This is a genomic window from Kribbella sp. NPDC055110, from assembly GCF_053607525.1.
The window spans coordinates 172,729-197,455 of sequence record NZ_JBSGTS010000011.1 but is presented as its reverse complement, the minus strand read 5'-3'; the positions used below and the strand labels follow the sequence as shown (position 1 = coordinate 197,455).

Annotated in this window: 20 protein-coding genes; 9 read left to right on the top strand and 11 right to left on the bottom strand. The window is 68.4% G+C overall.

Features of this window, described 5'->3' with window-relative positions; genetic code table 11:
* Window positions 1-97 precede the first annotated feature (97 nt).
* Both ACWF0M_RS19750 and ACWF0M_RS19745 read left to right on the top strand, forming a co-directional pair.
* Window positions 98-1,627 carry a sugar transferase gene (locus ACWF0M_RS19750; RefSeq protein WP_452237131.1) on the top strand — a complete coding sequence of 510 codons (1,530 nt, stop codon included), beginning with the start codon at window positions 98-100 and terminating at the stop codon, window positions 1,625-1,627.
* Between the two features lie 40 nt (window positions 1,628-1,667).
* Complete coding sequence (locus ACWF0M_RS19745; RefSeq protein ID WP_452237130.1) at window positions 1,668-2,237, top strand: RNA polymerase sigma factor; 570 nt, start codon at window positions 1,668-1,670, stop codon at window positions 2,235-2,237.
* 77 nt (window positions 2,238-2,314) lie between these two features.
* Here the strand turns inward: ACWF0M_RS19745 and ACWF0M_RS19740 are convergent, their stop codons facing one another.
* From ACWF0M_RS19740 to ACWF0M_RS19690, 11 genes are all read right to left on the bottom strand, one after another.
* Window positions 2,315-2,671 carry a hypothetical protein gene (locus ACWF0M_RS19740; protein WP_452237129.1) on the bottom strand — a complete coding sequence of 119 codons (357 nt, stop codon included), beginning with the start codon at window positions 2,669-2,671 and terminating at the stop codon, window positions 2,315-2,317.
* Between the two features lie 4 nt (window positions 2,672-2,675).
* A complete protein-coding gene (locus tag ACWF0M_RS19735) occupies window positions 2,676-4,292 on the bottom strand; it encodes a right-handed parallel beta-helix repeat-containing protein (RefSeq protein WP_452237128.1) in 1,617 nt (538 codons plus the stop codon).
* Window positions 4,289-5,497, bottom strand: coding sequence for a glycosyltransferase (locus ACWF0M_RS19730; RefSeq protein WP_452237127.1), 1,209 nt, complete (start codon window positions 5,495-5,497; stop codon window positions 4,289-4,291). Before ACWF0M_RS19730 ends, ACWF0M_RS19735 begins: the two co-directional genes overlap by 4 nt.
* Window positions 5,494-6,714 carry an O-antigen ligase family protein gene (locus ACWF0M_RS19725; RefSeq protein WP_452237126.1) on the bottom strand — a complete coding sequence of 407 codons (1,221 nt, stop codon included), beginning with the start codon at window positions 6,712-6,714 and terminating at the stop codon, window positions 5,494-5,496. Before ACWF0M_RS19725 ends, ACWF0M_RS19730 begins: the two co-directional genes overlap by 4 nt.
* The gene (locus ACWF0M_RS19720) at window positions 6,711-8,366 is read right to left on the bottom strand and encodes a YveK family protein (protein WP_452237125.1); all 1,656 of its coding nucleotides are present in this window, start codon (window positions 8,364-8,366) and stop codon (window positions 6,711-6,713) included. The genes ACWF0M_RS19725 and ACWF0M_RS19720 overlap by 4 nt, the downstream gene beginning before the upstream one ends.
* The gene (locus ACWF0M_RS19715) at window positions 8,363-9,613 is read right to left on the bottom strand and encodes a Wzz/FepE/Etk N-terminal domain-containing protein (protein ID WP_452237124.1); all 1,251 of its coding nucleotides are present in this window, start codon (window positions 9,611-9,613) and stop codon (window positions 8,363-8,365) included. The genes ACWF0M_RS19720 and ACWF0M_RS19715 overlap by 4 nt, the downstream gene beginning before the upstream one ends.
* A 72-nt stretch (window positions 9,614-9,685) precedes the next feature.
* A complete protein-coding gene (locus ACWF0M_RS19710; protein WP_452237123.1) occupies window positions 9,686-11,623 on the bottom strand; it encodes an alginate lyase family protein in 1,938 nt (645 codons plus the stop codon).
* Entirely contained in the window at window positions 11,620-13,767 is a 2,148-nt protein-coding gene (locus tag ACWF0M_RS19705; protein ID WP_452237122.1) for a bi-domain-containing oxidoreductase, read from the bottom strand. Before ACWF0M_RS19705 ends, ACWF0M_RS19710 begins: the two co-directional genes overlap by 4 nt.
* Before the next feature lie 19 nt (window positions 13,768-13,786).
* Window positions 13,787-15,706: an asparagine synthase (glutamine-hydrolyzing) gene (gene asnB / locus ACWF0M_RS19700; RefSeq protein WP_452237121.1), complete on the bottom strand. Its 1,920-nt coding sequence runs from the start codon at window positions 15,704-15,706 to the stop codon at window positions 13,787-13,789.
* A gap of 2 nt (window positions 15,707-15,708) precedes the next feature.
* Complete coding sequence (locus ACWF0M_RS19695) at window positions 15,709-16,947, bottom strand: glycosyltransferase family 4 protein (protein ID WP_452237120.1); 1,239 nt, start codon at window positions 16,945-16,947, stop codon at window positions 15,709-15,711.
* On the bottom strand, window positions 16,944-18,266 hold the full coding sequence (locus tag ACWF0M_RS19690) for a UDP-glucose dehydrogenase family protein (protein WP_452237119.1): 1,323 nt from the start codon (window positions 18,264-18,266) through the stop codon (window positions 16,944-16,946). Before ACWF0M_RS19690 ends, ACWF0M_RS19695 begins: the two co-directional genes overlap by 4 nt.
* A 168-nt stretch (window positions 18,267-18,434) precedes the next feature.
* On the opposite strand from ACWF0M_RS19690, the gene ACWF0M_RS19685 reads away from it, so the two are divergent.
* The 7 genes from ACWF0M_RS19685 to ACWF0M_RS19655 all read left to right on the top strand — a co-directional run bounded on the left by ACWF0M_RS19685 (window position 18,435) and on the right by ACWF0M_RS19655 (window position 24,726).
* Window positions 18,435-18,791: a hypothetical protein gene (locus tag ACWF0M_RS19685; protein ID WP_452237118.1), complete on the top strand. Its 357-nt coding sequence runs from the start codon at window positions 18,435-18,437 to the stop codon at window positions 18,789-18,791.
* A complete protein-coding gene (locus ACWF0M_RS19680) occupies window positions 18,788-19,462 on the top strand; it encodes a hypothetical protein (protein ID WP_452237117.1) in 675 nt (224 codons plus the stop codon). The genes ACWF0M_RS19685 and ACWF0M_RS19680 overlap by 4 nt, the downstream gene beginning before the upstream one ends.
* A gap of 304 nt (window positions 19,463-19,766) precedes the next feature.
* Window positions 19,767-20,828: an NAD-dependent epimerase/dehydratase family protein gene (locus ACWF0M_RS19675; RefSeq protein WP_452237116.1), complete on the top strand. Its 1,062-nt coding sequence runs from the start codon at window positions 19,767-19,769 to the stop codon at window positions 20,826-20,828.
* Window positions 20,828-22,060 carry a class I SAM-dependent methyltransferase gene (locus tag ACWF0M_RS19670; protein ID WP_452237115.1) on the top strand — a complete coding sequence of 411 codons (1,233 nt, stop codon included), beginning with the start codon at window positions 20,828-20,830 and terminating at the stop codon, window positions 22,058-22,060. The genes ACWF0M_RS19675 and ACWF0M_RS19670 overlap by 1 nt, the downstream gene beginning before the upstream one ends.
* A 25-nt stretch (window positions 22,061-22,085) precedes the next feature.
* On the top strand, window positions 22,086-22,940 hold the full coding sequence (locus ACWF0M_RS19665) for a sugar phosphate nucleotidyltransferase (RefSeq protein ID WP_452237114.1): 855 nt from the start codon (window positions 22,086-22,088) through the stop codon (window positions 22,938-22,940).
* On the top strand, window positions 22,940-23,590 hold the full coding sequence (locus tag ACWF0M_RS19660; protein WP_452237113.1) for a PIG-L deacetylase family protein: 651 nt from the start codon (window positions 22,940-22,942) through the stop codon (window positions 23,588-23,590). Before ACWF0M_RS19665 ends, ACWF0M_RS19660 begins: the two co-directional genes overlap by 1 nt.
* Window positions 23,591-23,604: 14 nt before the next feature.
* Window positions 23,605-24,726, top strand: coding sequence for a class I SAM-dependent methyltransferase (locus ACWF0M_RS19655; RefSeq protein ID WP_452237112.1), 1,122 nt, complete (start codon window positions 23,605-23,607; stop codon window positions 24,724-24,726).
* Window position 24,727: the final 1 nt, after the last annotated feature.

Genomic DNA, 24,727 nt, shown 5'->3' with positions numbered 1-24,727 from the left:
TGGGGCACGCCGTTGTGGGGGCGGCGTTGGACGAAGTCTGTGACGGGGTGTGGGTTGGTCACGGGTTTCGCTGTACACCTGTGGGGGGTGGCTGTGCGTGACTGAGTTTGTCATGTCTGAAGGGCTCGCCGAGCCAGCTGATTTGCGGCCGGCGCCGTCGGGGGAGCGTCGTCGGCCGGTCTGGGTGGTTCCGGACGAGGTACCGGCTGTGCTGCCGCGCTCGGCCCGGTTCACCGAGGCGCGCTGGGTGGCGAAGTACCGGCAGGCGTCGCTGGCGGCTGATCTCGGCGCCGGGGTGATCGGCGCCTCGCTGGCGCTGGTGGCCCGGTTCGGGGCTCAGATCAATCTCGGATATTTCGTGCTGGGGGTGCTGCTGCCGGTCGCCTGGGTGGCCTGCGTGGCGCTGCAACGCGGTTACGAGACCCGGTACTTCGGCACCGGGCCGGAGGAGTTCCGCTCGATCATCCGGGCCGCGGTGGCGCTGACCGCCATCGTGGCGATCTCGTCGTACGCGACCAAGAGCGAGGTTGCTCGAGGGTTCGTCGTACTGGCGGTGCCGATGACGTGTGTGGCGGCGATGTTCGGCCGCTGGATGCTGCACCGGCAGATCTCCTGGCGGCGGTTCGCGGGCCGGTGCATGCGCCGGGTGCTCGTTGTCGGACGCAACGACCAGGTGACCACGCTGAAGCGGCACCTGGAAGAACGGCCGGCCGACGGGTACGTCGTGGTGGCCAGCTGCCTGCCGCGGGGCGACGTCTTCGAGGAGGAGCCGGAACCGGAACGCCTCGGCCGCACCGAGATGGACATCCTGGCCGCGGTCGACCAGTACACCGTCGACGTCGTGGCGGTGGCCGCCGACCCCGAACTCGCCGGGCACACGCTGCGGAAGCTGTCGTGGGCACTCGAACAGCGCGGTGTCGAACTGATCGTCTCGCCGGGCATCGTCGAGGTCGCCGGTCCGCGGATCTCGATCCGCCCGGTCGCCGGCCTGTCGTTGCTGCACCTGGAGCGGCCGTCCGTCTCGGGCGGACCGCACCTGCTGAAGAACATCTTCGACCGGGTGGTCGGGTGCCTGATGCTGCTCGGCGTCGCGCCGATCCTGCTGGTCACCGCGTTCCTGGTGAAGCTCACCAGCCGTGGGCCGGCGCTGTTCCGGCAGACCCGGGTCGGCCGCGGCGGCAAGCAGTTCCAGATGCTGAAGTTCCGCACGATGGTGGTCGACGCCGAGGCACGCAAGGCCGAGCTGCACGCGCTGAACGAAGGCAACGGGGTCCTGTTCAAGCTCCGCGACGACCCGCGGGTGACGAAGGTCGGCCGATACCTGCGACGGTTCTCGATCGACGAACTGCCACAGCTGGTGAACGTGCTCCGGGGGGACATGTCACTGGTCGGCCCGCGTCCGCCGTTGCCCGCCGAGGTCGCGCAGTACGCGATCGACGACGCGCGCCGGATGCTCGTGAAGCCGGGTCTGACCGGCCTGTGGCAGGTCAGCGGCCGGAGCGACCTGACCTGGGAGGAGTCCATGCGGCTCGACCTGCGGTACGCCGACAACTGGTCGATCGCACTGGACCTTTTGATTCTGTGGAAGACCGCACGCGCAGTGCTGGGGAGCGACGGCGCGTACTGAGTGGTGTTGAGCGGTGTTTGTGTTCCCGAGGGGGGAATCCGTGACTGTAGTACTGGAAAGGTCGGCCGTCGCCCGATCCGAAGCCGCGACTCTGGTGATCAGGGCCGCGGCGGGGGACCAGGGGGCTTGGAGCCAGCTGGTCGACCACTATGCACGGCTCGTCTGGGCCGTCACCCGCAGCTTCCGGCTGGGCGACAGCGACTCCGCTGACGTCTCGCAGATGGTCTGGCTGCGGCTGCTCGAGCACATCAATCGCGTCGATCCCGAACGGGTCGGCGCCTGGCTGGTCGTCACCACACGCCGCGAATGCCTGCGAGTACTGGCATTCCGCAAACGCGTACTGCTGACCTACGAGGCAACGGCGTTCGAGGAGGTGGCGGGTGATCAACCGGAGCTCGACTCCGATCTGATCGCCGGCGAACGCGCGGACGACGTACGACGGGCACTCGAAAAGCTGCCGGACCGCTGGCAGCAGCTGCTCGGGATGCTGATGTCGGATCCGCCGGCGCCGTACGCCGAGATCTCGGCGACGATCGGGATCCCGATCGGCAGCATCGGCCCGATCCGCGGCCGTTGCCTGGAGAAGCTCAGACTGCTGCTTGCCTCCTGAGGCAGCAGACCCGGTCCGGGCCGCTGACGGATCATGCTCTGGCCCCCAGAGGCTCACTCAGAGGCTCACTCAGGGGCTCAGAGCATGATCCAGGCGGTCCGGACCGGTCGTTGTGCGCTGCCGGGCCACCGCAGCAGGAAGCTCACCAGTTGTGCGTCGCCAGGTCCGTCGCCGCCGCGTGCCTCGACCACGACCGGACCGGCCGGGGAGACCCACAGTTCCACCGTCAGCTCGGTGCGTTCCACGTCCAGCGTCACCCCGTGCCCGGCGAAGCGCAGTCGGCGTGCGTCGTCGGCGCCGGGCTGGTCGACGAGGCTGTCGAAGACCAGGTCGAGGACGTCGAGGCCACGCTCGTGCCGGCCGAACGCGGCGTACCCGACCGATCGGAACAGCGCGATCTGCTCGCAGGCGGCTCGCTCCGGTGGCCCGATCATCGCCTCAGCGCCCCCCGGTCGAGCCGCTCGCGGGAGTCGGCAGCTTGATCAGGCTGTCCGTGTCCTGGCTGTACGGCGCGCCCTGCCAGGTGGCCCAGTTCGCTCGCGCGCCCTGAGCGGGAACGACGAAGCTCCACGGGCCGGAGTAGACGTTCGCGTAGAACCGGTTGTTCTGCCGCAACGCAACGGCCTCCTCGATCACGGTGCCCTTGTACGGCGACCACTCGGGCGAGGTTCCCCAGTTCGCGAACAGGCCGTTGTAGCCGCAACCGCTCTGCGAGCTGCAGGTCGCCGGAAGGTGGCTCGGGTCGAGGCTGAAGAGGTTGTTGTGGACCTGGACGTTCTGGGTCTTCCACCGGCAGTCGTCGACGTACGGCGGATTCTTGATGTTGGCCTGGGTACAGGTCTGGGAGGTGACCAGGCCGGGATTGACCAGGGTGTCGGCCTGGCTGCCCTCCGCCGGCGATCCCGAGAAGCGGTCGGAGTTCTCCCACAGCACGACGCCGGACCAGTTGTCCTTGAAGATGTTGTCGGTGATGTCCAGGGTCTTGCTGGAGCCCGCGTGCAGGCGTGCGTCGCTGCCCGACTCGGAGATGTAGACGGCTCCGGTCGGGAAGTTCCCGTTGGTCGGACCTTCGACATGGCCGTTGCCGACGAAGGTGTTGCTCCGGATGACCGCGTTGTAGCTGGCCTCGTAGATCAGGCCCTCGGAGTCGTTGCCTTCGATGTAGTTGCCCTCGAACAGGAATCCGACGTTGTTGGTGTCGGCCCACAGGCCGGCGCCCTTGTTGTCGTGCACCCAGTTGTTCCGCACGATCGCCCGCGTGACTTCCCAGAACTTCCCGCCGGCGGTGCATCCGCAGCCCGGCCGGATGTGCTCCCAGTCGTCGGTGTTGTTGCGGGCGATCTCGTTGCCGTCGAGCGTGATGTTCGAGACGCCGGCGGTGGCGCTGTAGGTGCCGAAGCCGCTCTGCCCGTTGTCCGCGAGGCAGTTGTGGCGCAGCAGGTTCCGGGTGCCGATCATGACCGCGTTCCCGGCGTTGTTCCTGATCGTGTTTCCCAGCACCGTCCAGTTCGCCGACGTCTCGTGGTTCACCACGCCCTCGTCGTTGTTGGACCCGCGCCGCCCGAAGTTCTGGATGGTGAGGTTCCTGATGATGACGCCGGTCGCCGGCCCGGTGAACGCGTACAGGTTCAGGTGCTGCCCGTCGATGATCGCTCCGGGCGCGCCGACGTACGTGTTGCCGGGCTTCGGCATCACCTGGTCGTACTGGCCGCTGCCCAGGGTGTGCACGCCGGGGAGGAGCCAGAATGTGGTGCCTGCGGGCTTGTCCTCGGTCAGTGTGACCAGGTTCTGCGACCGCTGCACGACGACAGCGCCCGCCGGCGGCCGCGCAGGACCGGCCGTTACGGACGGGTTGTCGCAGATGCGGGAGGGGGGAGACGCCGGCGCGGATGCGGACGGCGACGGCCCAGGGACCGCCGTGGGTGCTCCCGCGACGGCGACGCCGGCCGATGCCGGACTCCCGGAGGCACGGTCCCTGACGATCCATCCGGCGGTGACCAGGCCGGCGAGCAGCAGCACGGCACCGGAGCCGGCCAGCAGGCGCCGGGTGTTCATTGGCGTCGCACCGCAGGATGATCCACTGCGTACCGGTAGATCTCGAGCAGGTGCCCGATGTTCTGGGTCGGATGGAACCGGCTCTCGTACGTCGCCCTTGCCTGCATCCCGTACTTCTCGTAGCGCTCCGGGGACCGATCCACGTCCTGGAGCGCGGTCACCAGCTCGGAGGCGTCACCGGGCCGGAAGAGCGAGCCGTCCATACCGTCGGTGATCAGTTCGGGGAACGAACCGTGGGCCGCGGCGATCGACGGGACACCGGCAGCCATCGCCTCGACGAGCACGAGCCCGAACGTCTCCTGGACCTGCGACGGCAGCAGTACGGCGCGGGAGCGGGCGATCAGCTCGAAACACTCCTGTTTGCTGAGCATTCCGGTCACCTCGACCGACGTACGCCGCTCCGCCCAGCGCGAGACCTCCGCCTCGAGCGCTCCGCCGCCGGCGATCACCAGACGCAGCGCCTGATCGCCCGCCGTCGAGCGGTAGTCGTCCCAGGCGCGCATCAGGAACGGAAGGCCCTTGGCCTCGTCGAGGCGGCCGACGTACGCCACCTGGTGCCGGCGCGATTCGGGCCCCGACACAGGTCCGTCGTACGGCACGAGGTTCGGTTTGACGAAGACGCGCTCCGGATCGAAGTCCATCGCGGCCAGCAACGGGATCTGGGAAGCGGTCGGGAGGACGTACGCCGAGACCAGCGACCGCCACGCGTTCCGGTGCACCCGCCCGGCCACGACGACGGGTGCGGTCGCCAGCACCGAGCCGCGGTAGCAGCGGTGCCGGAGTGCGGCCGTGGAGCTGCCGTCGGCGCACTCCAGGCAGATCTTGCCTTCCCGGAAGAAGTCGCCGGTCGCGCAGACCAGCCGGTAGTTGTGCAGGGTCGCGACCACCGGTACGCCGGCGTCACGGCACGCGTACAGCACGGAGGAGCTCAGCAAGGGGAAGGTGTTGTGAACATGCACCACGTCCGGCTTGAACTGGCGGAGCACCTCACTCAGGTCCCGGTGCGAGCTGCGGCTCCAGACCACGGTCGCCGGCAGCGCAGCCTTCTGCAGCGGCGACCAGCTCTCGATGTCGTCGCTGCGCCGTTCGAAGTGTTCGACCTGGTGACCGAGAGCCTCCAGCGCCTGGCTTTCCTGGTCGACCACCCGGTTCTCCCCGCTGGGAGCCGCCGAGCGATAGCGGTTGTGCAGAACGAGGATTCTCATCGCGGGCCTCTGTTGAGGGTCGGCAGCAGCAGAGACGCGGCGAGGGCCAGCTCGAGCAAGGCGAGCGACGCGTCGCCGAGACCCGTCTCGGTGAAGCTGGAGACGATGGCGTAGCCAACCAGGTAGAGCGCGATCGCCCGGTGGACGCCGTGCGGGCGGAACGACGCGGCGACCAGCAGGAACAGCAGCATCGCGATGTTGAGCGCCACTCCGACCAGGCCGAGCTCGTAGTACGTGGAGATCCAGTTGCTGTCGATCGCCAGGCCGTTGAACGATTTGTTGGTCAGTCCAATGCCGAACAACAGCTCGAACCAGCCGCGCGGCTGGGCCAGTACCGCGTCCCAGACCACGGTGCGGCCGGTCAGGTTCGTCAGTTGCTGGGTGTCCTGGCCGCGGGCGATCCAGGTGGTCAGCACCGAGGACAGGCTGAGTGCGCCGACCGAGACGATGACCGCTCCCGTGGCGAACGCCCTGCGGACGCGGGCCCGGGTGCGGAAGAGACTGAGTCCGGCGATCAGGAGGCCGGCCGCCATCGACACCAGTGCGGTGCGGGTGTGGCTGAGCAGCAGGATCGGCATCGCGAGCGTGGCGGTGATCAGCGCCGTTCGCCGCTGGATCGTGCCGGACATCCACAGGATCGCGGTGAGTCCGATCGCGGTCGCGGCGTACCGGCCGACCTGCGTCGGGGGGATCGGCCAGATGGCGCCACCCAGCCGGCCCTCGGTGCCCATGGCGGCGCCCGGTGCGACGACGTACCCGATCAGAACGGAGCCCAGGACGATCCCGACGATGGTCAGATGCACCTTGACCAGGAACAGGTCGCGCCGGCCCCACCAGGGCGCCAGCAGCACCAGGGTCAGCAGGAACGCGATCAGGCGGCAGACCCGGTACAGGCTGCCGAAGATGAACTCGCTCCGCAGGCTGTCCATCAGGGCCACCCCGGCCATGACGGTCACCAGCAGGATGAAGGTGCTCCGGCGGATCGCTCCCCGGCGATTGATGCTCACCGCAAGGATCAGCGCGACGCCGAGGGATCCCTGGGTGATCGCCTTGCCGATGATCCCCGGGATCGGCAGCAGGTGTCCCGCGCCGGGATAGAACGGGATGACGTTGAGAACCAGCAGCCCCCAGCACAGGTAGATCCGCCGCCGGATCGTCCGCGGTCCAGCGACCGCACCGATGACCGGCCTGGCGCCCAGGAGCGGCGGAGCGGTCATGGAGCTACCATTCCGAAACTGGTTCCGGCAGCGGTCTGCCCAGACTGCCCAGAGTGCTCGGTCTCAGCTTTCTGCTCGGTCTCCGCTTCCCACTGACCGAGGCTGTCGTCGGTGCGGTCGGCCCGTAGCAGCACGGCTGTCTCGACCTCGAGTCCGGCGAGCCGGAGCATTTCGCCGGTGGCGTGCAGGGTCGTCGCGTTGGACCGGCCGGCCGTCGCCACGATTGCCACCCGGGAGGACCAGGCCCGGAGGTACTCGGCGCCCAGCGCGGGGGAGAGGGTCGCTTGGACCAGTACGACGTCTGCGGCGGCCCAGACCGTCTGCAAAGCCTTCTCGTCGTCGCTGTCTCCGCCCCAGTCCTCGTGCAGGCGAAGACCTTCGATCGCGCCAGTGCCCGATGCCGGGCGATGGACGTTCACCGGCAGGTCGGCCGACTTCACCTGGGTCTCGAACGTGCCTGGCTTCTTGACGCCGAGCGCGGCCGCGAGGTCACCGGTGTCGGTCAGGTCGGCCACCAGAACCCGTTGTCCGTGTTCGGCGAAGGACCGGGCGAGCGAGGCGACGATCTGCGCACCGTCCTTCGTCGTGTCGATGCTCACGACCGCGAGCGCCGGCGTGGTCCCGTCCTCGGCCGTGACGTTCCAGCCCAGGTGCCGGACGACCGGTCCCAGATCGAGCGCCGGTGCGCGGAGGCGGCGAAGTGTCGGCAGGCGACGGTGCCGCAGGCGTCCGATGCTCAACCGGATCGGTACGCCGAGTGCCTGGGCCATATCCTGCCGCCGCCAGAGGCGGTCGGAGAGCATTGCCCGGACGACGATGAACCCGATCCCGAGGAACAGGCCGACCATGAGTCCCGAGCCGGTGGCAACGATCTGGATGTGACGCCGGGACACCCGGATCGGCGACGCCTGGTCGAGGACGCGGCTGCTGGTCATCCGCGCGGCCGACACCTGCTGGTCGAGGAGCTGCTGCTCGATGTAGCGCTGCGTCTCCCGAGCCTGGCCGAGCCTGGCCGTCAGCGTGGTGGTGGGCGCGGACGCGTCGCTGGGATCGCCGCCCGCTGCGCGGACCGCCGCCTCGGCACGCTTCACCGCTGCAGCAGCTGCCGCGAGATCGGCCTGCAGAGGCGCCGCCTGCTCGGCGATCTGCTGGTTCCGGAACACCAGGTAGGAGCTGGCGATGGTGTCGGCCAGAGCAGTCGCCTCGGCGCTCGTCGGCGCCTTGGCATCGATCTGGAGAACGCGTTCGGTCAGCGCCGTCGCGGAGTACCGCTTCAGCAGCCCGTCCGGCGTGTCGGTGAGGCCGAGCTTTTGGATGGCTACCTGCGCCACGGCCCGCGTGGTCACAAGGCTGGCGTCGGTCGCCATCGCCGTCTCGAGGTTGTCGCCCTCGCGGTGGGTCAGGAGCAGCTTGGCCGAGGACTCGCTCGCGGGCGGCATGACGAAGGGGACCGCCGTACCGCCGGCCAGGCCGACGATCGCGACGAGGATCCACAGCCACGCGTGCCGGCGGACGGCGTCCTTCAGGAATCGGAGAGTGACGAGCCCGTCCGGTGGATAACTTTCGGTGCGTTCGTCGGCGCCGTACAGCTCGTCGTCGTCCGACCAGACGGTCTCGGGGCCTGGCTGCTCGGCCTTCCAGCGTTCGCTCATCGGGCCTTCCTCCTCGCCGCGCCGCTGAGCAGGGTCGGCAGGGCGGAGCCGGACCGCCGCATGGAGCGCGGCACCCGCCCGATGGTGCGGTCGGACGGATCGGGATCCGCCACGATGATGCCGTCGATGGTGCGATCGGCGTCGTCCGCGGCGACCGCGAGCCGGGCGAGTTCCTCGGCGGTCACGGCACCGGCCGCCACCGCGACCACGGTCGTGGTGGTGCCGACGACATCGGTCAGTTGCGGCTCGTCGCGGTCCACGACGACGACCAGGATGTCCAGCTGGGCGCGGGTGCCGGATCCGACGACGGTACCGGGCACGACGTCGGCGGCTTCGTAGTGGTTGCCGACGACCAGCGAGGTCGGGATCCCGATGGATCTCGAGTACGCGGCCAGCTGCGGCCCGAAGGGCAGCGCGGCCTCGTCCTCGGTGAACGACATCACCGTCAGCGAGGCCGAAGTGTTCTCCTTCGGGTCCAGGCCGAGGTGGTGCAGCGTCTTGCGAAGACTCCAGGCGTCGACCGCGGGCGGTGTGTAGCTGTCGAGCAGGTTGCTCCAGTCGGACGCGCCTTTCGCCCGGTACGACGAGACCGAGGCGAGCACCGGGATCCCGATCGCGTCGGCGATCTCGTCCCGCAGCCGGAGCCGCCGGTCGCTGCGGGCGATGACCAGTGCGGCGATCGCGCCGAGCAGTCCGCCGCCGACGAGACCGAGGAGTCCATAAGTAGTGAGGTGCGGGGCCAACCCTCCGCCGCTGGCCGTCGTTGCCCGCTCCAGGACTCGCGCGCCGGTCTTCTTGCCCAGGTCACCGGGCAGCTTCTGCTCCGTCGTCACGAACACCAGGTAGACGTCGGCGACCGCGTTCGCCAGGCTGGTCGCCTGCTGCTGGGTGGTGCCCTGGGACTTGATCTGGATGACGTCCTCGGTCGCCGACCCGACCTTGACGCGCTTCTTGACCTCTTCGACGCTGAGCACCGGATTGACGTTCTGACCGGCGCTCTTGAGCACCGGCTCGCTGCTCGCGATGAAGACCTGGGTGTCGATGTTCTGCGCGCTCGGCGCCGCCTGGCCCTCCGCTGCCGGCGGTGGAGGCAGTAGGACCAGCGACGAGGCCGTATACAGCGGCGGGATCAGCAGACCTGCGCCGATGCCGCCGAGCAGCCCGATCGCCGCCGCGGCACCGACTATCCGCCGATGCCGCAGGATCGCCCGAAACGCCTTCCGGACGTCGAGTTCTTGCGTGCTCACGGATCCCCCCTTCTCAACCGCAGGCGCTCTCCGTAGTAGAGAGCGGCCAGCGTCCGCCGTGATACACGAGGATCAGGCGGACAGCTGGAATCTGGTGACCATCGGGCCGGTCGGGTCCGTCCGGCCGCTGCCGAGCAGGGTCACCGAGGGGACCTTGTGGCCGAAACGGGCGGAGTACCAGCCGAGGATCGGGTTGGTTTCGCCGTGGTGGAGGGTCCACGACAGTCTGGTCGGTAGTTCGACGACAGCTGAGCCGGTGGACCACTCCAGGCGTCCGGTCGAGCCGTCCAGCTCCGCGGACACCTCGGGTCCCAGATGCCAGGCGATCCGTACGTCGGCTGCGGCGTCGATGTGGTCCTCCACGCGCAGTACGCCGTGATCCAGCACGGCGGTACGCCGGTGCGTCACGGGAGCGTACCCGTCGTGTTCGGCATCCCAGCTGTTCGCATCGTGCCGACGTACCGTGCCTGTCGCGCCGCGCAGCCAGAGGAACGGGCCGCCCCAGATGGACTGTTCGGTGCGGGCCACTTCGACGGTGTTGTGGCCGATCGTGGAGCGGAAGTAGTTCCGCCACTCCTCTTCGCCGTGGTAGCAGTACGTACCCGGGTCGGCGAGGATGTCGACGCCGTCGACGCGCAGCTCGAGTGAGAGCGCGTCCGAGTGAGCGTGGGCGGCGATGGAGAGGAAACCGTGCGGACCGGCGTCCGCACGACACCAGATCTCCGGACCAGTGTCCTGGCTCCGCAGAATGGTCAGTCCGGCGTCCCGGAAGTGGTTCGGTCGTGTGGCCGGCCGGTCTGGTTGCTGTGCATTGATCAGGGAGCCGACGATGACCGAGGTTGCTGTCGGAGGGCTGTCCGGCCACCAGGGCGCTGCACCGACCACGGCGGCGCCGAGAGACAGGTACGCCGACCAGTTGCTGATGTCTGGTGGGTCTAGGACGAGCGCCATGCCTTCGTCGTCGTCACCTTGGCGTGGCGGGCGCAGGTTCGTGTCGACGATCGCTGCGGCCACGTCGACGGTGCGGGTCAGTAGAGCCCACGTCTGCGGGCTGAGCGGGTGGCCGGCGACGTCAGCCTCCAGAGCGGCGTACAGGCCGAGCTCGGAGACGAAGCGGTGGTAGTCGGTGGCCAGCTCGCGGTTGACGCCGGACGGGAACGTGTTGGCGTCGAGTTCCTTCTCCAGCAGGGCTGCGGCGTCAGCACGCCAGCGGGCGCTCTTGGTGAACCAGGGGAACGCGCAGGCGCCGACGAGCTGGCCGGCTGCTTCTGCGATCACATGGTTGTTGGCCGACGAGCCGTGGCTGCGGAACGCGGCCAGATAGCGCTGGTGCCAGTAGATCTGTTGCAGCGCCAGTTCGTTGTGCTCGAACAGGTCGGTGATCTCGGGCCAGTCGTTCAGCAGCCGGCGGATCCAGGTCCAGCTGATCAGGCGCAGGCCGATCTCGATGCCGCTCGCCCAGTGCACACCGGACAGGAACGGGTTCGCACGCCACCAGTCGTTGAGGTGCTCGGCGACGCGTTCGGCGTACTGGTCGTCGTGGGTCAGGTACCACGCCGCAGCCAGCTGGGTGAGGTGGTGGTGGCGGGACAGCTCCCACACCTGCTTGATGTTGCCGACCGCTGCTTCGTTGCGGTGGTTCAGCTTGAAGACGTACTGCGTCGGGTCCGACCGGCGGCCCGTGGCCGGGTCGCGGAACCAGTCCGGTGCGCGGAGGTCGGTGCGCTCGACGCCGAGGACCTCGAGGTTCCCGGCCAGGATCGCGTCGGCTGTCTCGATCACGGCCTTCCGAGCGGCGTCCGGTACGGCGCAGGCTGTTTTGGGCGGAAGCGTCGTACCGAAGGTCAGATCCTTGCGCAGCGGGAGGTGGATCGCCGTGTACTGCCCGGGCCTGACCTGCTGGTAGGCCCAGGCAGTACGGCGTCCGGCATCGCGGGTGCGCCAGATGAGTTCTGTGGGGGACATCCGGCGGAGGCGGCGGACGTACCAGCCCAGAGGCTGGCGGCTCACACTTGCTCCGGTTTGCCACTTGCGAGGCTGCGGTCGACGGCGATCGTCGCGCGGGTGGTGGCGACCAGCGCGTCGAAGGGGATCGGCATCGGGCCGCCGGACCGCACCGCGGCGACGAAGCGTTCGAGTTCGGTCCGCTGGCCCTTGTCGGTACTGCGGGACTTGCGGGTGGACGGTTTGCGCCCGGTCCACAGCGAGGCGCTCTGGAAGTTGTCGAACCGGGCGTTCCGGCCGGCGCCGGTGATGTCGATCGTCTCCTTCGGGAAGCGCGAGTTGCCGCCGCCGACGTAGCTGATCGTGCCGACGGAACCGTTCGCGAATCGCAGCGTGACGACGACGTCGCCGGTGTCCGGCCCGGGTACGGCGTACACCTCGGTCGGGAGACTGTTCAGCCACCAGGTCAGCGTGTCGATGAAGTGGCCGCCTTCACCGGCGAACCGGGTGCCTTCCTTGCCGGCGTCGAGGTACCAGCTGGTTGAGTCGAGCCGGCCGGCGTTCACCAGGTAGCGGAGCGAGAAGCTGCCGCCCGGGTGGCCGAAGCGGTCCTTCAGGTCGGTCAGCAGCGGTGCGAACCGGCGGTTGAACCCGACCATCAGCCGATCGTTGCCAGTGGCATCCACCGTGGCGACGATCCGGTCCAGCTCCTCGTCGGTCAGCGCCAGCGGCTTCTCGACGAAGACGGCCTTCCCGCTCTCCAGCGCGCGGCAGGCCAGCTCCGCGTGCGAGCTGTGCCGGGTCACCACGAACACGGCATCGAGGCTCGCGTCCGCGAGTACCTCGTCCGCGCTGGTGGAAACCGCCTCGAACCCGAACCGCCGCTGGGCATTGGCCGCCGACAACGACTTGTTGGTCGCCACCCGCGCGAGCACAGCCCGCTCGTCCTTCTGCAGATGCGGCAGCAGCATGCTGGACGCGTAGTTCCCGGCCCCGATGAACCCCATCCGCACCCCGCCACTCGTGGGTGCGGCGGGACGTGCAGCGGTGGTCGTCGGCGGTGCGGTTTCCTGGGGTACGTCGGGGTACTCGAAAAGGAAGCCGACGCCCGGATACGCGCCGCTGCTGAGTTTCTGGTAGACCTCCGTGGCGTCCGCGATCGGGAAGGTGCTGGCGATCAGGGAACCGATGTCGATCTGTTCGCGGGCGATCAGGTCGACGAAGCATTCGAGGTTGCGGCGCTCGGTCCAGCGGACGTACCCGGCCGGGTAGTCGATGCCTTGGAGTTCGTAGCGGTCGTCGTACCGGCCGGGGCCGTAGGACCGCGAGAACCGGACGTCCAGCTCCTTCTCGTAGTACGCGTTCCACGGCAGGTCCAGCCTCGTCTTGCCGATGTCGACGACGCGGGCGCGGTCGCGGGCCAGACGAGCAGCCGTCTCGACCGGACCGTTCGAGTGACCGCCGGCGGTCAGCAGGATGCGGTCGGCGCCCAGACCGTTCGATGCCTCGAGCAACGCTCGCTCGAGCGACGCGACCCCTGCCTCGTCGGGCGACGAGCAGTGCAGCGCCCCGGCCTTCTCCGCCATCCGGCACCGGTCCTCGACCGTGTCGATCCCGAACACCCGGACCCCGGCGGCAACCAGCAGCCGCACGACGAGCTGTCCGACCAGCCCGAGCCCGATCACCACAGCCGTGTCACCGAGCTGTACCTCGGCCTGCCGCACCCCCTGCATCGCGATCGCACCGACCGTGGAGAAGGCGGCCTGCTCAGCCGGCACCCCGTCCGGCACCGGCACGCACAGGTTCACCGGCACCCAGTTGTACTCCGCATGCAGCGCGAACTCGTTCCCCGCCGCGGCGACCAGCTGCCCGACGCTGAACTCCTCGGCGCCGGCGCCCACCTCGACCACCACGCCACACAGTGAGTACCCGAGCGGCGTGTACGAGTCGAGCTTGTTCATCACCTTCTTGTAGGTGTTGAGCGCGCCCTGCTGGGCAACGGAGTCCAGCACCTTCCGCACCTGGTCCGGCCGGGCCTTCGCCTTGCCGACGAGGGACAGCTTCGCCTCGCCGACCTTCATCAGCTCGGTGCCGGTCGAGATCAGCGAATACAGCGAACGGATCAGCACCCCACCGGGCGCACAGGTGGGCGACGGCACGTCCAGTACAGCCAGCTCACCGGACTTGTAGTTCTGTGCAACCTGCTTCATGTCCGTCCTTGCCAAATTGTCAGAGGGAGGTAATGGTGACGCCCAGCGACCGCATGTGGCGGGTCCAGGTCTCCAAGGTCAGCAACTGCCAGATCTGCTTCGAGTAGTCCTCACGCCCGGCTCGCTCGTCGTCGACCAGCTTCTGTACGGCGGCCCGCTGCAGGAACCCGCTGCCGACGAGCTCTCCGCGCAGCAGCGTGTCGTCGACCAGTTCGCGCAGGTCGTTCCGGATCCACGCCCGCAGCGGCGCGCTGAACGACGCCTTCGGGCGGTAGATGATCTCCTTCGGCAACCACGCCTCGGCCGCCTTCTTCAGCGCGAGCTTGCTGACCCGGCGGTGGATCTTCTCGCTGCCCGGGATCGAGAACGCTGCCTGCGCGACGATCGGGTCCACGAACGGCGTCCGTACCTCGGTCGACGCCGCCATGCTGGAGCGGTCCGTGTACGCGAGGTTCAGGCCCGGCAGGAACATCCGGGAGTCCGCCAGGCACATCCTGTTCACGTGATCGTCGAGCGTGGTGTCGTGGTAGATGTCGCTGTGCTCGGCGAGCAGCTTCCCGACGTACGGCTCGAGGTCCGGACTCAACAGGCCGGCCAACTGGTCCTCGTCGTACATCGTGTAGCTGCGCCGGAACGCTTCTTCCTCCGGCAGGTTCGAGAACGTCTCGAACCGCTTGGCCCAGCGCGCGTACCGCAGGCCGCGACCGTTCACGGTCACCGGCAACCGTCGTACGGCGGGCCCGATCAGACCGTTCCGCAGTACGCCGGGAAGCCGCTGGTACTGCGCGCCCATCACGCACGCGAGGTGCTTGCGGTACCCGCCGAACAGCTCGTCGGCGCCCATCCCGGACAGCAGGACCTTCACGCCCGCGTCGCGTGCGGTGTCGCACATCAGCAGCGTGTTGATCGCGGCCGGGTCGCCGATCGGCTCGTCCAGAATGTCGACGATCCGCGGCAGCAACTCGACGACATCGGGCGCGATCTCGATCTCGTGCAGGTCGATGCCGAACTGCTGCGCCACCTTGCGCGCGTAGATCGCGTCGTCCGGCATCGCCTCGAGCTTCTGGTCCTGGGCCCGGAAGGTGATCGTGTACGAGTCGACACTCGGGTCCATGCGCTTGGCCAGCACGGTCACCAGGCTGGAATCCAGACCGCCGCTGAGGAAAGTGGAGACCGGGACGTCGGCGACCATGTGCGCGGCGACCGACTCCTCGATGATCTGATGCAGGTCGGCGCGCGGACCGGCCGCGGCCTCGGTGGCGACGTCGGTCACCCGCCAGTACGTCTCGTGCCGGCTGCTGCCGTCCGGCCGGAACTCCGCCCACGAACCCGGCGGCAGCTTCTCGACGCCGTCGATCGCGCAGCGCTGTTCGGGCAGCCAGTAATAGAGCATCGACGCGATCAGCGCGCCCGGTTCGGTGCGCAGCTCGGAGCCGACTGCGGTGACGATGGCCTTCAGCTCGGACGCGAAGATCACGCCGCCTGCACGGCGCAGGAAGTACAGCGGCTTGATGCCGAGCGGGTCGCGGGCGAGGTAGATGCTGCCGCTGTCCTCGTCCAGCATCGCGAACGCGAACATGCCCCGGAAACGCTTGAGCGCGTCCGGGCCCCAGCGGCGCCAGGCCTCCAGAACGACCTCGGTGTCGCTGTTGGTCCGGAACGGTACGCCCGATTTGGACAGCTCGGCCCGGAGCTCCTTGTAGTTGTAGAGCTCGCCGTTGTAGCAGATCGTCAGACCGCGCTTGCTGAACGGCTGGTCCGCGGCCGCCGACAGGTCGATGATCGACAACCGGCGGTGCGCCAGATAGGCGCGGACGTCACCCTCGTCGAACGCGTACACCTGGTCGGCGTCCGGGCCGCGATGGGCGATCCGGTCGCTCATCGCCTCCGCGAGCGCGAAGCCGTCACGCTGCTGATAGCAACCGGCGATGCCGCACACAGTCAGGACCCCGTCGCGTTGTGGATGCCGGCCACTGTGCCGAGGTGGCTGACGTGCCCGGTGAGCTGGTCGTACACCTCGAGGTACGCCCTCTGCTGGTGTTTCCACGCCAGCACCTGCTCGACGCGTTCGCGGCCGAGTTTCCCCATCCGGCGCCGGCGTACCTGGTCGTCGAGCAGTTCGACGATCGCGTCGCCGTACTGCGCCACGTCGTTCGGCTCGACGTACACCGCGGCGTCCGCGGCCGAGACCTTGGTCTCGACCAGGTCGAAGGCGACGACGGGGAGCTCGAACGCCATGTACTCCATGGTCTTGTTCATCGTCGACACGTCGTTGAGCGGATTCTTCGGGTCGGGGGACAGGCCGACGTCGGCGGTCGACATCACCGCGCGCACCGTCTCGTCGGGCACCCGGCCGGTGAACTCGACGTACTCCGTGAGACCGAGCTCGTCGCGCAACGCGACCACCTCGTCGAACGAGTCGCCGCCACCCATCAGCGTGAACGCGATGTCGGTCCGGCCGAGCTTGTTGACGATGTGATCCGCGGCGCGGACGACGATGTCGACACCGTCCTGCGGACCCATCACGCCGATGTAGGTGACGAGATGGCGGTGACCGCGGCGGAGCGACTCGTCCGCTCCGCCGCGGAGCAACTTGTCCGGGTCCGGCCCGGTGCGGACCACGGTGACGTCGTGATTCGCCTTGCCACTGCGCGTGATCGCGATCCGGCGGTACGAGTCGTTCGTCGAGATGACGTGGTTTGCTCTACGGTGCGTCATCCGCTCCAGGAAGCGCAAGCCCTTGTACGGGAGGCTCGCCGTACCGCCGAAGCGGGACTGGAACAGTTCCGGGCAGAGGTCGTGGTGGTCGAACACGAACCGGGTGCCGTCGAGGCGGCGCAGCAGCATCGCGATCGGCCAGAAGATGTCCGGCGGGTTGCACGCCTGCAGCACCTTGAACCGGCCGGCCTTGCGCGCCCGGAACACCAGGCGGAGCGTGGCCAGGAACGAGTATGCGTACTCCCAGACGAAGCTGACCTTGCTGCCGCCCGGCGCGTACGCCTTGTACTTGTGCACGGTCACCCCGTCGATGACCTCGTACGACGGATCGCCGGGACCCTTCGGGCAGACGACTGTGACGTCGTACCCTGCCGCGACCAGCGCCTGGCACTCCAGCCAGACACGGCGGTCGAACGGCACCCAGAGGTTCTGGATGATGATCAGGACGCGCGGACCGCTCACCAGCCCACTCCTTCGTATCCGGGCAACGCCTCGACGTCGGCGCCCAGCCGGCCGCTCAGGTCGATCGTTCGGGCCGGTGGTGTTCTGAGCAGCGCCTCGACGGCGGGCTTGTCGGTCGCCGCGACGATCGCCAGGTCGGCGCCGGCCAGCGCCTCGTTCGGGTCGTCGGTGAGGACCCGCTGGAGGTGCGGCAGCTTGGACGTGACGTGTCTGAGGTTCGCCCCGACCAGGCGGCCCGGGTTCACGATCGCGTCGTAGATCCGCAGGTTGTAGCCCTTGCCGATCAGCCGTTCGGCGAGCTCCACGTTCGGGCTCTCGCGGAGGTCGTCGGTGGCGTGCTTGAAGCTCAGACCGAGCAGCGCGATCTCGCGGCCGGGGCCGGCGATCACGCGGTCGACGACGTCGCGGACACTCCGCTCGTTGGTGGCCAGCGTGCCGGCCAGCAGCGGCAGCTCGGTGTCGTTGATCCGCGCCAGGTGCAGGACGCTGCGCAGGTCCTTCGGCAGGCAGGAGCCGCCGAACGCGAAACCGGGCTTCAGGTAGTACGGCGAGATGTTCAGGCTGGTGTCCTGCACGAAGATCTTCATCACCTCGCGCGAGTCCACGGCGAAGTGCCGGAAGATCCGGCCCATCTCGTTCGCGAACGAGACCTTGGTGGCATGGAACGCGTTACAGGCGTACTTGAGCGCTTCCGCCGTACGGACGTCGACCACCTGGACGTCCTTGCCGAGGAACGCGAACAGGTCGGTCAGAGCGGTACCGACCTTCGGGTCACGGGTGCCGACCACCACGAACGGCGGCTCGTAGAAGTCCGCGAGACCGGATCCCTCGCGCAGGAACTCCGGGCACATCGCCGTACCGAACCGCAGACCCTCCGGCGGCGGTACGTCGGCCAGCACCTGGGCGACCACCTCGTCGACGGTGCCCGGCGGAACCGTGCTGCGAATGACGATGCTGTGAAAACCCGACTCCGGCCGGACCACGACCCGCGCGGCCTCCGCGATGTCACGCACCGCGCGCTTGATGTAGGTGAGATCGGTACTGCCCGCCTGCGTCGACGGCGTGCCGACACAGATCAGCGAGACATCGGCCCGCTCGAGCGCGACCCGCGGATCGGTGGTCGCGTGCAACCGCCCCGACGTGGCCCCCGCCGCGACCAGATCGTCCAGCCCCGGCTCGACGACCGGACTGTGACCCTGCGCGATCGGCTCGACCTTCGCCGTGTCGACATCCACCCCCCAGACCTCATGCCCAGCAGCAGCCAAACAAGCCGCCGTCACCGACCCCACGTACCCCAAGCCGAACACGGCAACCTTCATAACGCCCCCCACAGGCTCATGACGCGGCATCCCCCACGTCCCACAGCGCCCATTGAGAGCGCCCGCCCCGCCGCCCTGATACACCCTGTGGAAATCTCCCCCGAGAAATTAGCCCCAGAACCTATCCTGAATCACGGAACGTGTGCACGCCCACGATCAGGAGTACTCATGGAAACGCCTTTCAGCCTTCCGAACGGCCTCACCATCCGCGTCGTGGACACGGCCACCGCGGGCCGCGCCCTCGGGAACGCGGTCCAGTCGTGGCACGAGGGCGCGACCGAGCCGCTCTTCTACGGCTCCGAGGGGCGCCCAGAAGGTGTCGTGATCTCCTTCGACCAGTGGGCCGAGTACGAAACTCTGAAGGAAGACGCGGAGGATGACCGCCGTCGGTACGAGGGTGTCCGCCAACGACTCGCCAACACCCACCCTGACGACTACGTGTCGTACGAAGACGCGGCCCGCGAAGGCGGCTGGAACCTCGACGTCCCACCCGGGCCTGCCGACCGTCCCGATAGCCGTGCATGACGACCTACCACCTCATCTTCGATGAGGAACTCCGGCAGGAGATCAACCGGCTGAGTGCGGAGTACAAGCGCGACCCCGACAGCACCGCCGGTCGGGAGTACGTCGGCGTGATCAACGCGATCAAGGCGCTGCAGTCGGGGCGTGAGGACGCCTACGAGGGCAAACAACTCGGTTACGGGCCGCAGTCCCATGACCTGCGGGACTGCGCAGAACTAAAGGTTCCGGTAGTAGACGAATTCACGCCTGGCGGATATCGACGTGGCCCGTCGCACCGGTTGATCTACCGGGAGTTCGACCCGCTCCCGACAGTGCAGGACGGACGCGTCGTGCAGGACCCCGACGCCAAGCCGTACCGCCATGTCATCTCCTTCGGTCACCGCTCCGACGACCCGGCGGCGACCGCGGGGCAACGATTGGGGCGGAGCCGCGGAGAACGTGACCGCGACCTCTACGGGCTCACCGGGGGAGGGCGGCCGGCAGTCGGCCCGGACCGGCGGGAGGGCGTGCAGACGACGCCACACCGAACCCCGGTGCCGTCGGACCTGCTGCACGCCGCGCGCCTGCTCAGCGGCAGCCCACCACCCGGCACCGCGCCGAAGCCGACCGCCGCCCCAGAGGCGAACGTCAACCGCCCCGCACCCCCCGCCCCCTCAAAGTCAAAGGACCGCTGACCGCCGGCCTGGCCGCCCTCAGCTGCATCGACCCACACTCCAACAGAAGAGTGGTTATCCCCTCGTGTTGGGGGTTCTCTGCTGGTGTGCGAGGGGAGAACCCACAACACCAGGGGTTATCCGGTCCTGTGCGCAGGCGACCGGCCGCCACGTGACTCCCAACTCAACCCAATCGACCCACGCATCCGTCACAAGTGCGGCAGGGCTTGGGTACTGAGGGTTATCGGGAAACTGGCTGTATCAAGTGGGGTTCCCGGTGATCTGTATTGGGCGACAGGGGATGTCTGGGGTGGGGGGAAGTCGGATGAGGGTTCTGGTCAGTGGGGACCGGGGTTATATCGGGGCGGTGATGGTGCCGTTCCTGCGGGCTGCTGGGCATCAGGTGGACGGGCTGGACACCGGACTGTACGAGGGGTGCGACCTCTTGGGTGGGCCGGAGCCGATCGGGCGGCGCGTGCCGCGTGACATGCGGGACGTGACGGCGGGGGAGTTGACGGGGTACGACGCGGTGGTCTGTCTGGCCGCGTTGTCGAACGACCCGCTCGGGCACCTCAACCGCGACGCCACGTACTCGGTCAACCTCGAAGGGACACTGAACCTCGCGCGCGCGGCGAAGGACGCTGGTGTCGGGCGGTTCCTGTTCGCGTCATCGTGCAGCCTGTACGGCGCGGCGGGGTCGGAGGCGGTCGCCGAGGACGCCGAGATGTTCCCGGTCACGCCGTACGGCGAGACGAAGGCGCTGGCGGAGCAGGAGCTGTCCAAGCTCGCCGATGACGCGTTCAGTCCGACGTACCTGCGGAATGCGACCGCGTACGGCGCCTCGACGCGACTGCGGCTCGACATCGTCGTCAACAACCTGACCGCGATCGCGCTGACGTCCGGCCAGGTCCGCCTGGAGAGCGACGGCACCCCGTGGCGGCCGCTGGTGCACATCGAGGACATCAGCCGCGCGTTCCTGAGGGTGCTCGAGTCGCCGCGGGAGACGATCCACGACGAGGCGTTCAACGTCGGCCGCTCCGAGGACGTGGTCCAGGTCCGCGACATCGCGGAGATGGTCCGCGAGGCGGTACCGGGGTCGACCCTGTCGATCGCCGACGGCGCCGGCCCGGACCTGCGCAACTACAAGGTCGACTTCAGCAAGCTCAACGACACGTTCCCGGACCTGCGGCTCGAGTGGACGGTCCGCAAGGGCGTCGACGAGCTGTACGACGCCTACCGGCGCCACGGCCTCACGCTCGACGACTTCAACTCCGCGCAGTTCGTCCGGCTGCGCCGCATCCAGCAACTGCTCGGTGCCGGCCTGGTCGACGACCAGCTGCGCCGCCAGACCGACGAGCCGTTCCCCGGGCCGAAGGAGTTCAACTGATGACGGATTCAGTCGCCTGCCGTCTCTGCGGCGAACCATTGACCCGGACGTTCGTCGACCTGGGCATGTCGCCGCCGTGCGAGAGCTATCTGCGCGCCGACCAGATCGACAGCGGTGAGACGTTCTACCCGCTGAACGTGCGGATCTGCGACAACTGTCTGCTGGTCCAGCTCCCGGCGTACGTCGCCGCGGACGACGTCTTCAGCGACTACCTGTACTTCTCGTCGTACTCGACCAGCTGGGTGGAGCACGCGCGCCGCTTCGTCGTCGATATGCAGGAGCGGCTGAATCTCGACGAGAACAGCCTGATCATCGAGGCCGCGAGCAACGACGGCTATCTGCTGCAGCACGCCGTCGCCGAAGGCATCCCGGTGCTGGGTATCGAGCCGGCCGCGAACATCGCGAAGATCGCGAACGAGAAGGGCATCCGCACCGAGAGCTACTTCCTCGGCGAGGAGACCGGCACCGACGCGGCGGCGCGGTACGGCAAGGCGGACCTTGTCGTCGGCAACAACGTGTTCGCACACGTCCCGGACATCATCGACTTCGCCAAGGGCCTGCGTGCGCTGGTGAAGGACGACGGCCTGGTGTCGCTGGAGTTCCCGCACCTGCTCCGGCTGATCGAGAACCGCCAGTACGACACGATCTACCACGAGCACTACTCGTACCTGAGCCTCAAGACCGCGGCCGACGCACTCGACCGAGCGGGCCTGACGGTGGTCGACGTTCAGGAGCTGCAGAGCCACGGCGGCTCGCTCCGGGTCTTCAGCACGCCGACCGAGACGGCAGGTGAGCCCACCGAGCTCGTCGGCAAGGTGCTACAGGACGAGAAGGACGCCGGCCTGCACAGCGTCGAGGGTCACCTGGGCTTCGCGGACGAGGTGTTCACGATCAAGTCCGACCTGCTGGAGTTCCTGATCCAGGCCCGCCGCGACGGCAAGTCCGTCGCCGGGTACGGCGCTCCCGGCAAGGGCAACACGCTGCTCAACCACTGCGGCATCCGCGAGGACCTGCTGCCGTACACGGTCGACCGCAGCCCGCACAAGCACGGGATGTTCCTGCCCGGCACGCACATCCCGATCTTCGCCCCGGAGCGCCTGGCCGAGACGCGCCCCGACTACATCCTGATCCTGCCGTGGAACCTGCGCGCGGAGATCGTCCACCAGCTCGGCTACGCACGGGAGTGGGGCGCGCGGTTCGTCGTACCCATCCCGCGCCTCGAAGTGCTCTGAAGGCGTTGGGGGGAAGGGGATTCAGATGAAGGTCGTGATCTTCTGCGGGGGGTTCGGGCTGCGGATGCGCAGCGGCGTGGACTCCGCACCGAAACCGATGATGACGATCGGTGACCGGCCGGTCCTGTGGCACGTGATGCGGTACTACGCGCACTTCGGCCACACCGAGTTCATCCTCTGCCTGGGCTTCGGGGGCTCCGCGGTCAAGGAGTACTTCCTGCGCTACGAGGAGACGGTCTCCAACGACTTCGTCATGACGAAAGGCGGGCAGCGCATCGAGCTGCTCGACTCCGACATCAGCGAGTGGAAGATCACCTTCGTCGACACCGGGATCGACACCAGCATCGGTGAGCGGCTGCGCCGGGTCCGCCCGTACCTGGAGGACGACGACGCGTTCCTGGCGAACTACGGCGACGTGCTGACCGACGCGCCGATGGACAAGATCGTCGACCACGTGATGACCAGCGACATCACCGCCAGCCTGCTCGCGGTGCCGCCGCAGGCGTCGTTCCACGTCGTCGAGTTCGACAACGATTCGCGGATCACGGGGCTGCGCTCGGCCGCCGACCTGAACGTCTGGATCAACGGCGGGTACTTCGTGATCAAGAAGGAGATCTTCGACGTCCTGCACGAGGACGAGGACCTGGTCGGCGACGCGTTCCCGCGGCTGTCCGCGATGCGCAAGCTGGAGGCGATCCCGCACCACGGGTTCTGGGCGCCGATGGACACGCTCAAGGAACGCAGCCAGCTCGAGGAGCTGTACCGGTCCGGCAAGAAGCCGTGGGCGTTGTGGAGCCACGAGTCCCGCGAGCAGAACAGCCGGATCCTCGACAAGGCACCGGAAGCGTCGGCCGACGGGCCGGTAGTGGTGGCGATCTGATGCTGCCGTTCCAGCTCGGCCTGATCGACGGGCCGGTCCATCTGGTTGCCCTCGGCGCCCATCCGGACGACATCGAGATCGGCTGCGGCGGCACGCTGCTCAAGCTGGCCGAGTCGGTGCCGGAGCTGACCGCCGAGTTCGTGATCGCGACCGGTACGTCGGTGCGCCTCGAGGAGGCTCGCCGCGCGGCGGAGCTGTTCCTGCCGGACTGCGCGGTGACCGTGACGTCGGCCGAGCTGCCGGACGGACGCTTGCCGGCGTACTGGAATGAGACCAAGGAGTTGTTGGAGGCAACGGCTCGGGGGAGCCGGCGCCCCGACCTGGTGCTTGCCCCGAGCAAGCATGACGCGCACCAGGACCACCGGCTGATCGCCGAGCTGGCGCCGACGGTATGGCGTAACCATCTGGTGCTGCACTACGAGATCCCCAAGTGGGACGGCGATCTCGGCCGGCCGTGGCTGTACGTCGAGCTCACCGAGGAGCAGATGCGGGACAAGGTGGCGCTGCTGCGCAAGGCGTACCCGTCCCAGGTCCCGCACGACTGGTTCGACGAAGAGGTGTTCGCCGGGTTGGCCCGGCTGCGCGGGATGGAGTGCCGGGCGCCGTACGCCGAGGCGTTCACGACAGGCAAAGCCACGCTGACATGGTGAACGAGGGGGATGCAGTGAGCTTCAAGTGTCGTGGGTGCGCGGCGGAGAACGTCGTACCCGTGGTCGATCTGGGACCGCAGCCGTGTGCCGACTACTTCCCGCCCGCGGACACACCGGGGCCGGATCCGCGCTGGCCGCTCGAGCTCTGGCTGTGCCGGGCCTGCACGCTGGTCCAGCTCGGTCCGGTCGAGGCGCAACTGCCGGAGGAGCCGCTGGCGGTGGAGTCCGCGACGAGCATCGCGCATGCCGAGAAGTCGGTGAAGGAGCTGCTCACCGAGTACCCCGAGCTGCACAACAGTGTCGTCTTCGAGTTCGCCAGCCACCACGGGGGTTCCTGGCTCGAGCACTTGCGCGCCGCGGGCTCGCGGCTGGCCGGTGAGGGCGAGAAGGCCGATCTGGTCATCGACGTGCACGGCATCGTCCACGAGCCGCAGTACGGCGAGATGCTGAAGCTGCGGGCGGAGCGGCTCGCGCCGGGCGGCCTGCTGGTGATGGAGTTCCACCACCTGTTGCCGTTGTTCGTCGGGAACCAGTTCGACACCATTCGCCACGGGCACTGGGCGTACGTCTCGCTGCGCGCGCTGCGGAATCTCGCCGCCGTACACGGTCTGGCGGTCGAGTCGGTGAAGCAGGTCGACATGTTCGGCGGCAGCCTGATGGTGATGCTCCGGCACGCGGCCGAGGCGGAGCCGGACGCGTCGGTCGACGTGGTGCTGGAGGATGAGGACGCCGCGGGCATCGCCGACGAGGTACAGCTCGGTAGCCTGCAGGAGGCCGCATGGCACGCGGCCGGCGCACTGCACGACGAGTTGGCCCGTCACAAGGCGGCCGGACGCACAGTCCTCGGGTACGGCGCTCCTTCCAAGGCGCCGGTGCTCCTCGACCTCAGCAAGGTGACGACGGAACTGCTGCCGTTCACCGTCGATCTTGCCCCCGGCAAGCACGGCCGGCGCGTACCAGGTGGCTGCATGGTGCCGATCCGTCCGATCGAGGACCTGAAGGCCGCGCGGCCGGACATCGTCCTCGTCCTCACCTGGGACATCGCCGACGAGATCATCGCCCAACTGGAGGCCGACGGCGGCTGGGGTACGACGTACCTGGTCCCGCTCCCGGAACCGCACGAGAGGGGGCGCTGAC

What these genes read in the sequence shown, in the direction of transcription:
- ACWF0M_RS19660 (WP_452237113.1), top strand. Translation starts at nt 22,940, where the DNA reads ATGCTGCCGTTCCAGCTCGGCCTGATCGACGGGCCGGTCCATCTGGTT.
- ACWF0M_RS19685 (WP_452237118.1), top strand. Translation starts at nt 18,435, where the DNA reads ATGGAAACGCCTTTCAGCCTTCCGAACGGCCTCACCATCCGCGTCGTG.
- ACWF0M_RS19720 (WP_452237125.1), bottom strand. Translation starts at nt 8,366, where the DNA reads ATGAGCGAACGCTGGAAGGCCGAGCAGCCAGGCCCCGAGACCGTCTGG.
- ACWF0M_RS19740 (WP_452237129.1), bottom strand. Translation starts at nt 2,671, where the DNA reads ATGATCGGGCCACCGGAGCGAGCCGCCTGCGAGCAGATCGCGCTGTTC.
- ACWF0M_RS19670 (WP_452237115.1), top strand. Translation starts at nt 20,828, where the DNA reads ATGACGGATTCAGTCGCCTGCCGTCTCTGCGGCGAACCATTGACCCGG.
- ACWF0M_RS19680 (WP_452237117.1), top strand. Translation starts at nt 18,788, where the DNA reads ATGACGACCTACCACCTCATCTTCGATGAGGAACTCCGGCAGGAGATC.
- ACWF0M_RS19725 (WP_452237126.1), bottom strand. Translation starts at nt 6,714, where the DNA reads ATGACCGCTCCGCCGCTCCTGGGCGCCAGGCCGGTCATCGGTGCGGTC.
- ACWF0M_RS19735 (WP_452237128.1), bottom strand. Translation starts at nt 4,292, where the DNA reads ATGAACACCCGGCGCCTGCTGGCCGGCTCCGGTGCCGTGCTGCTGCTC.
- ACWF0M_RS19705 (WP_452237122.1), bottom strand. Translation starts at nt 13,767, where the DNA reads ATGAAGCAGGTTGCACAGAACTACAAGTCCGGTGAGCTGGCTGTACTG.
- ACWF0M_RS19690 (WP_452237119.1), bottom strand. Translation starts at nt 18,266, where the DNA reads ATGAAGGTTGCCGTGTTCGGCTTGGGGTACGTGGGGTCGGTGACGGCG.
- ACWF0M_RS19675 (WP_452237116.1), top strand. Translation starts at nt 19,767, where the DNA reads ATGAGGGTTCTGGTCAGTGGGGACCGGGGTTATATCGGGGCGGTGATG.
- ACWF0M_RS19665 (WP_452237114.1), top strand. Translation starts at nt 22,086, where the DNA reads ATGAAGGTCGTGATCTTCTGCGGGGGGTTCGGGCTGCGGATGCGCAGC.
- ACWF0M_RS19730 (WP_452237127.1), bottom strand. Translation starts at nt 5,497, where the DNA reads ATGAGAATCCTCGTTCTGCACAACCGCTATCGCTCGGCGGCTCCCAGC.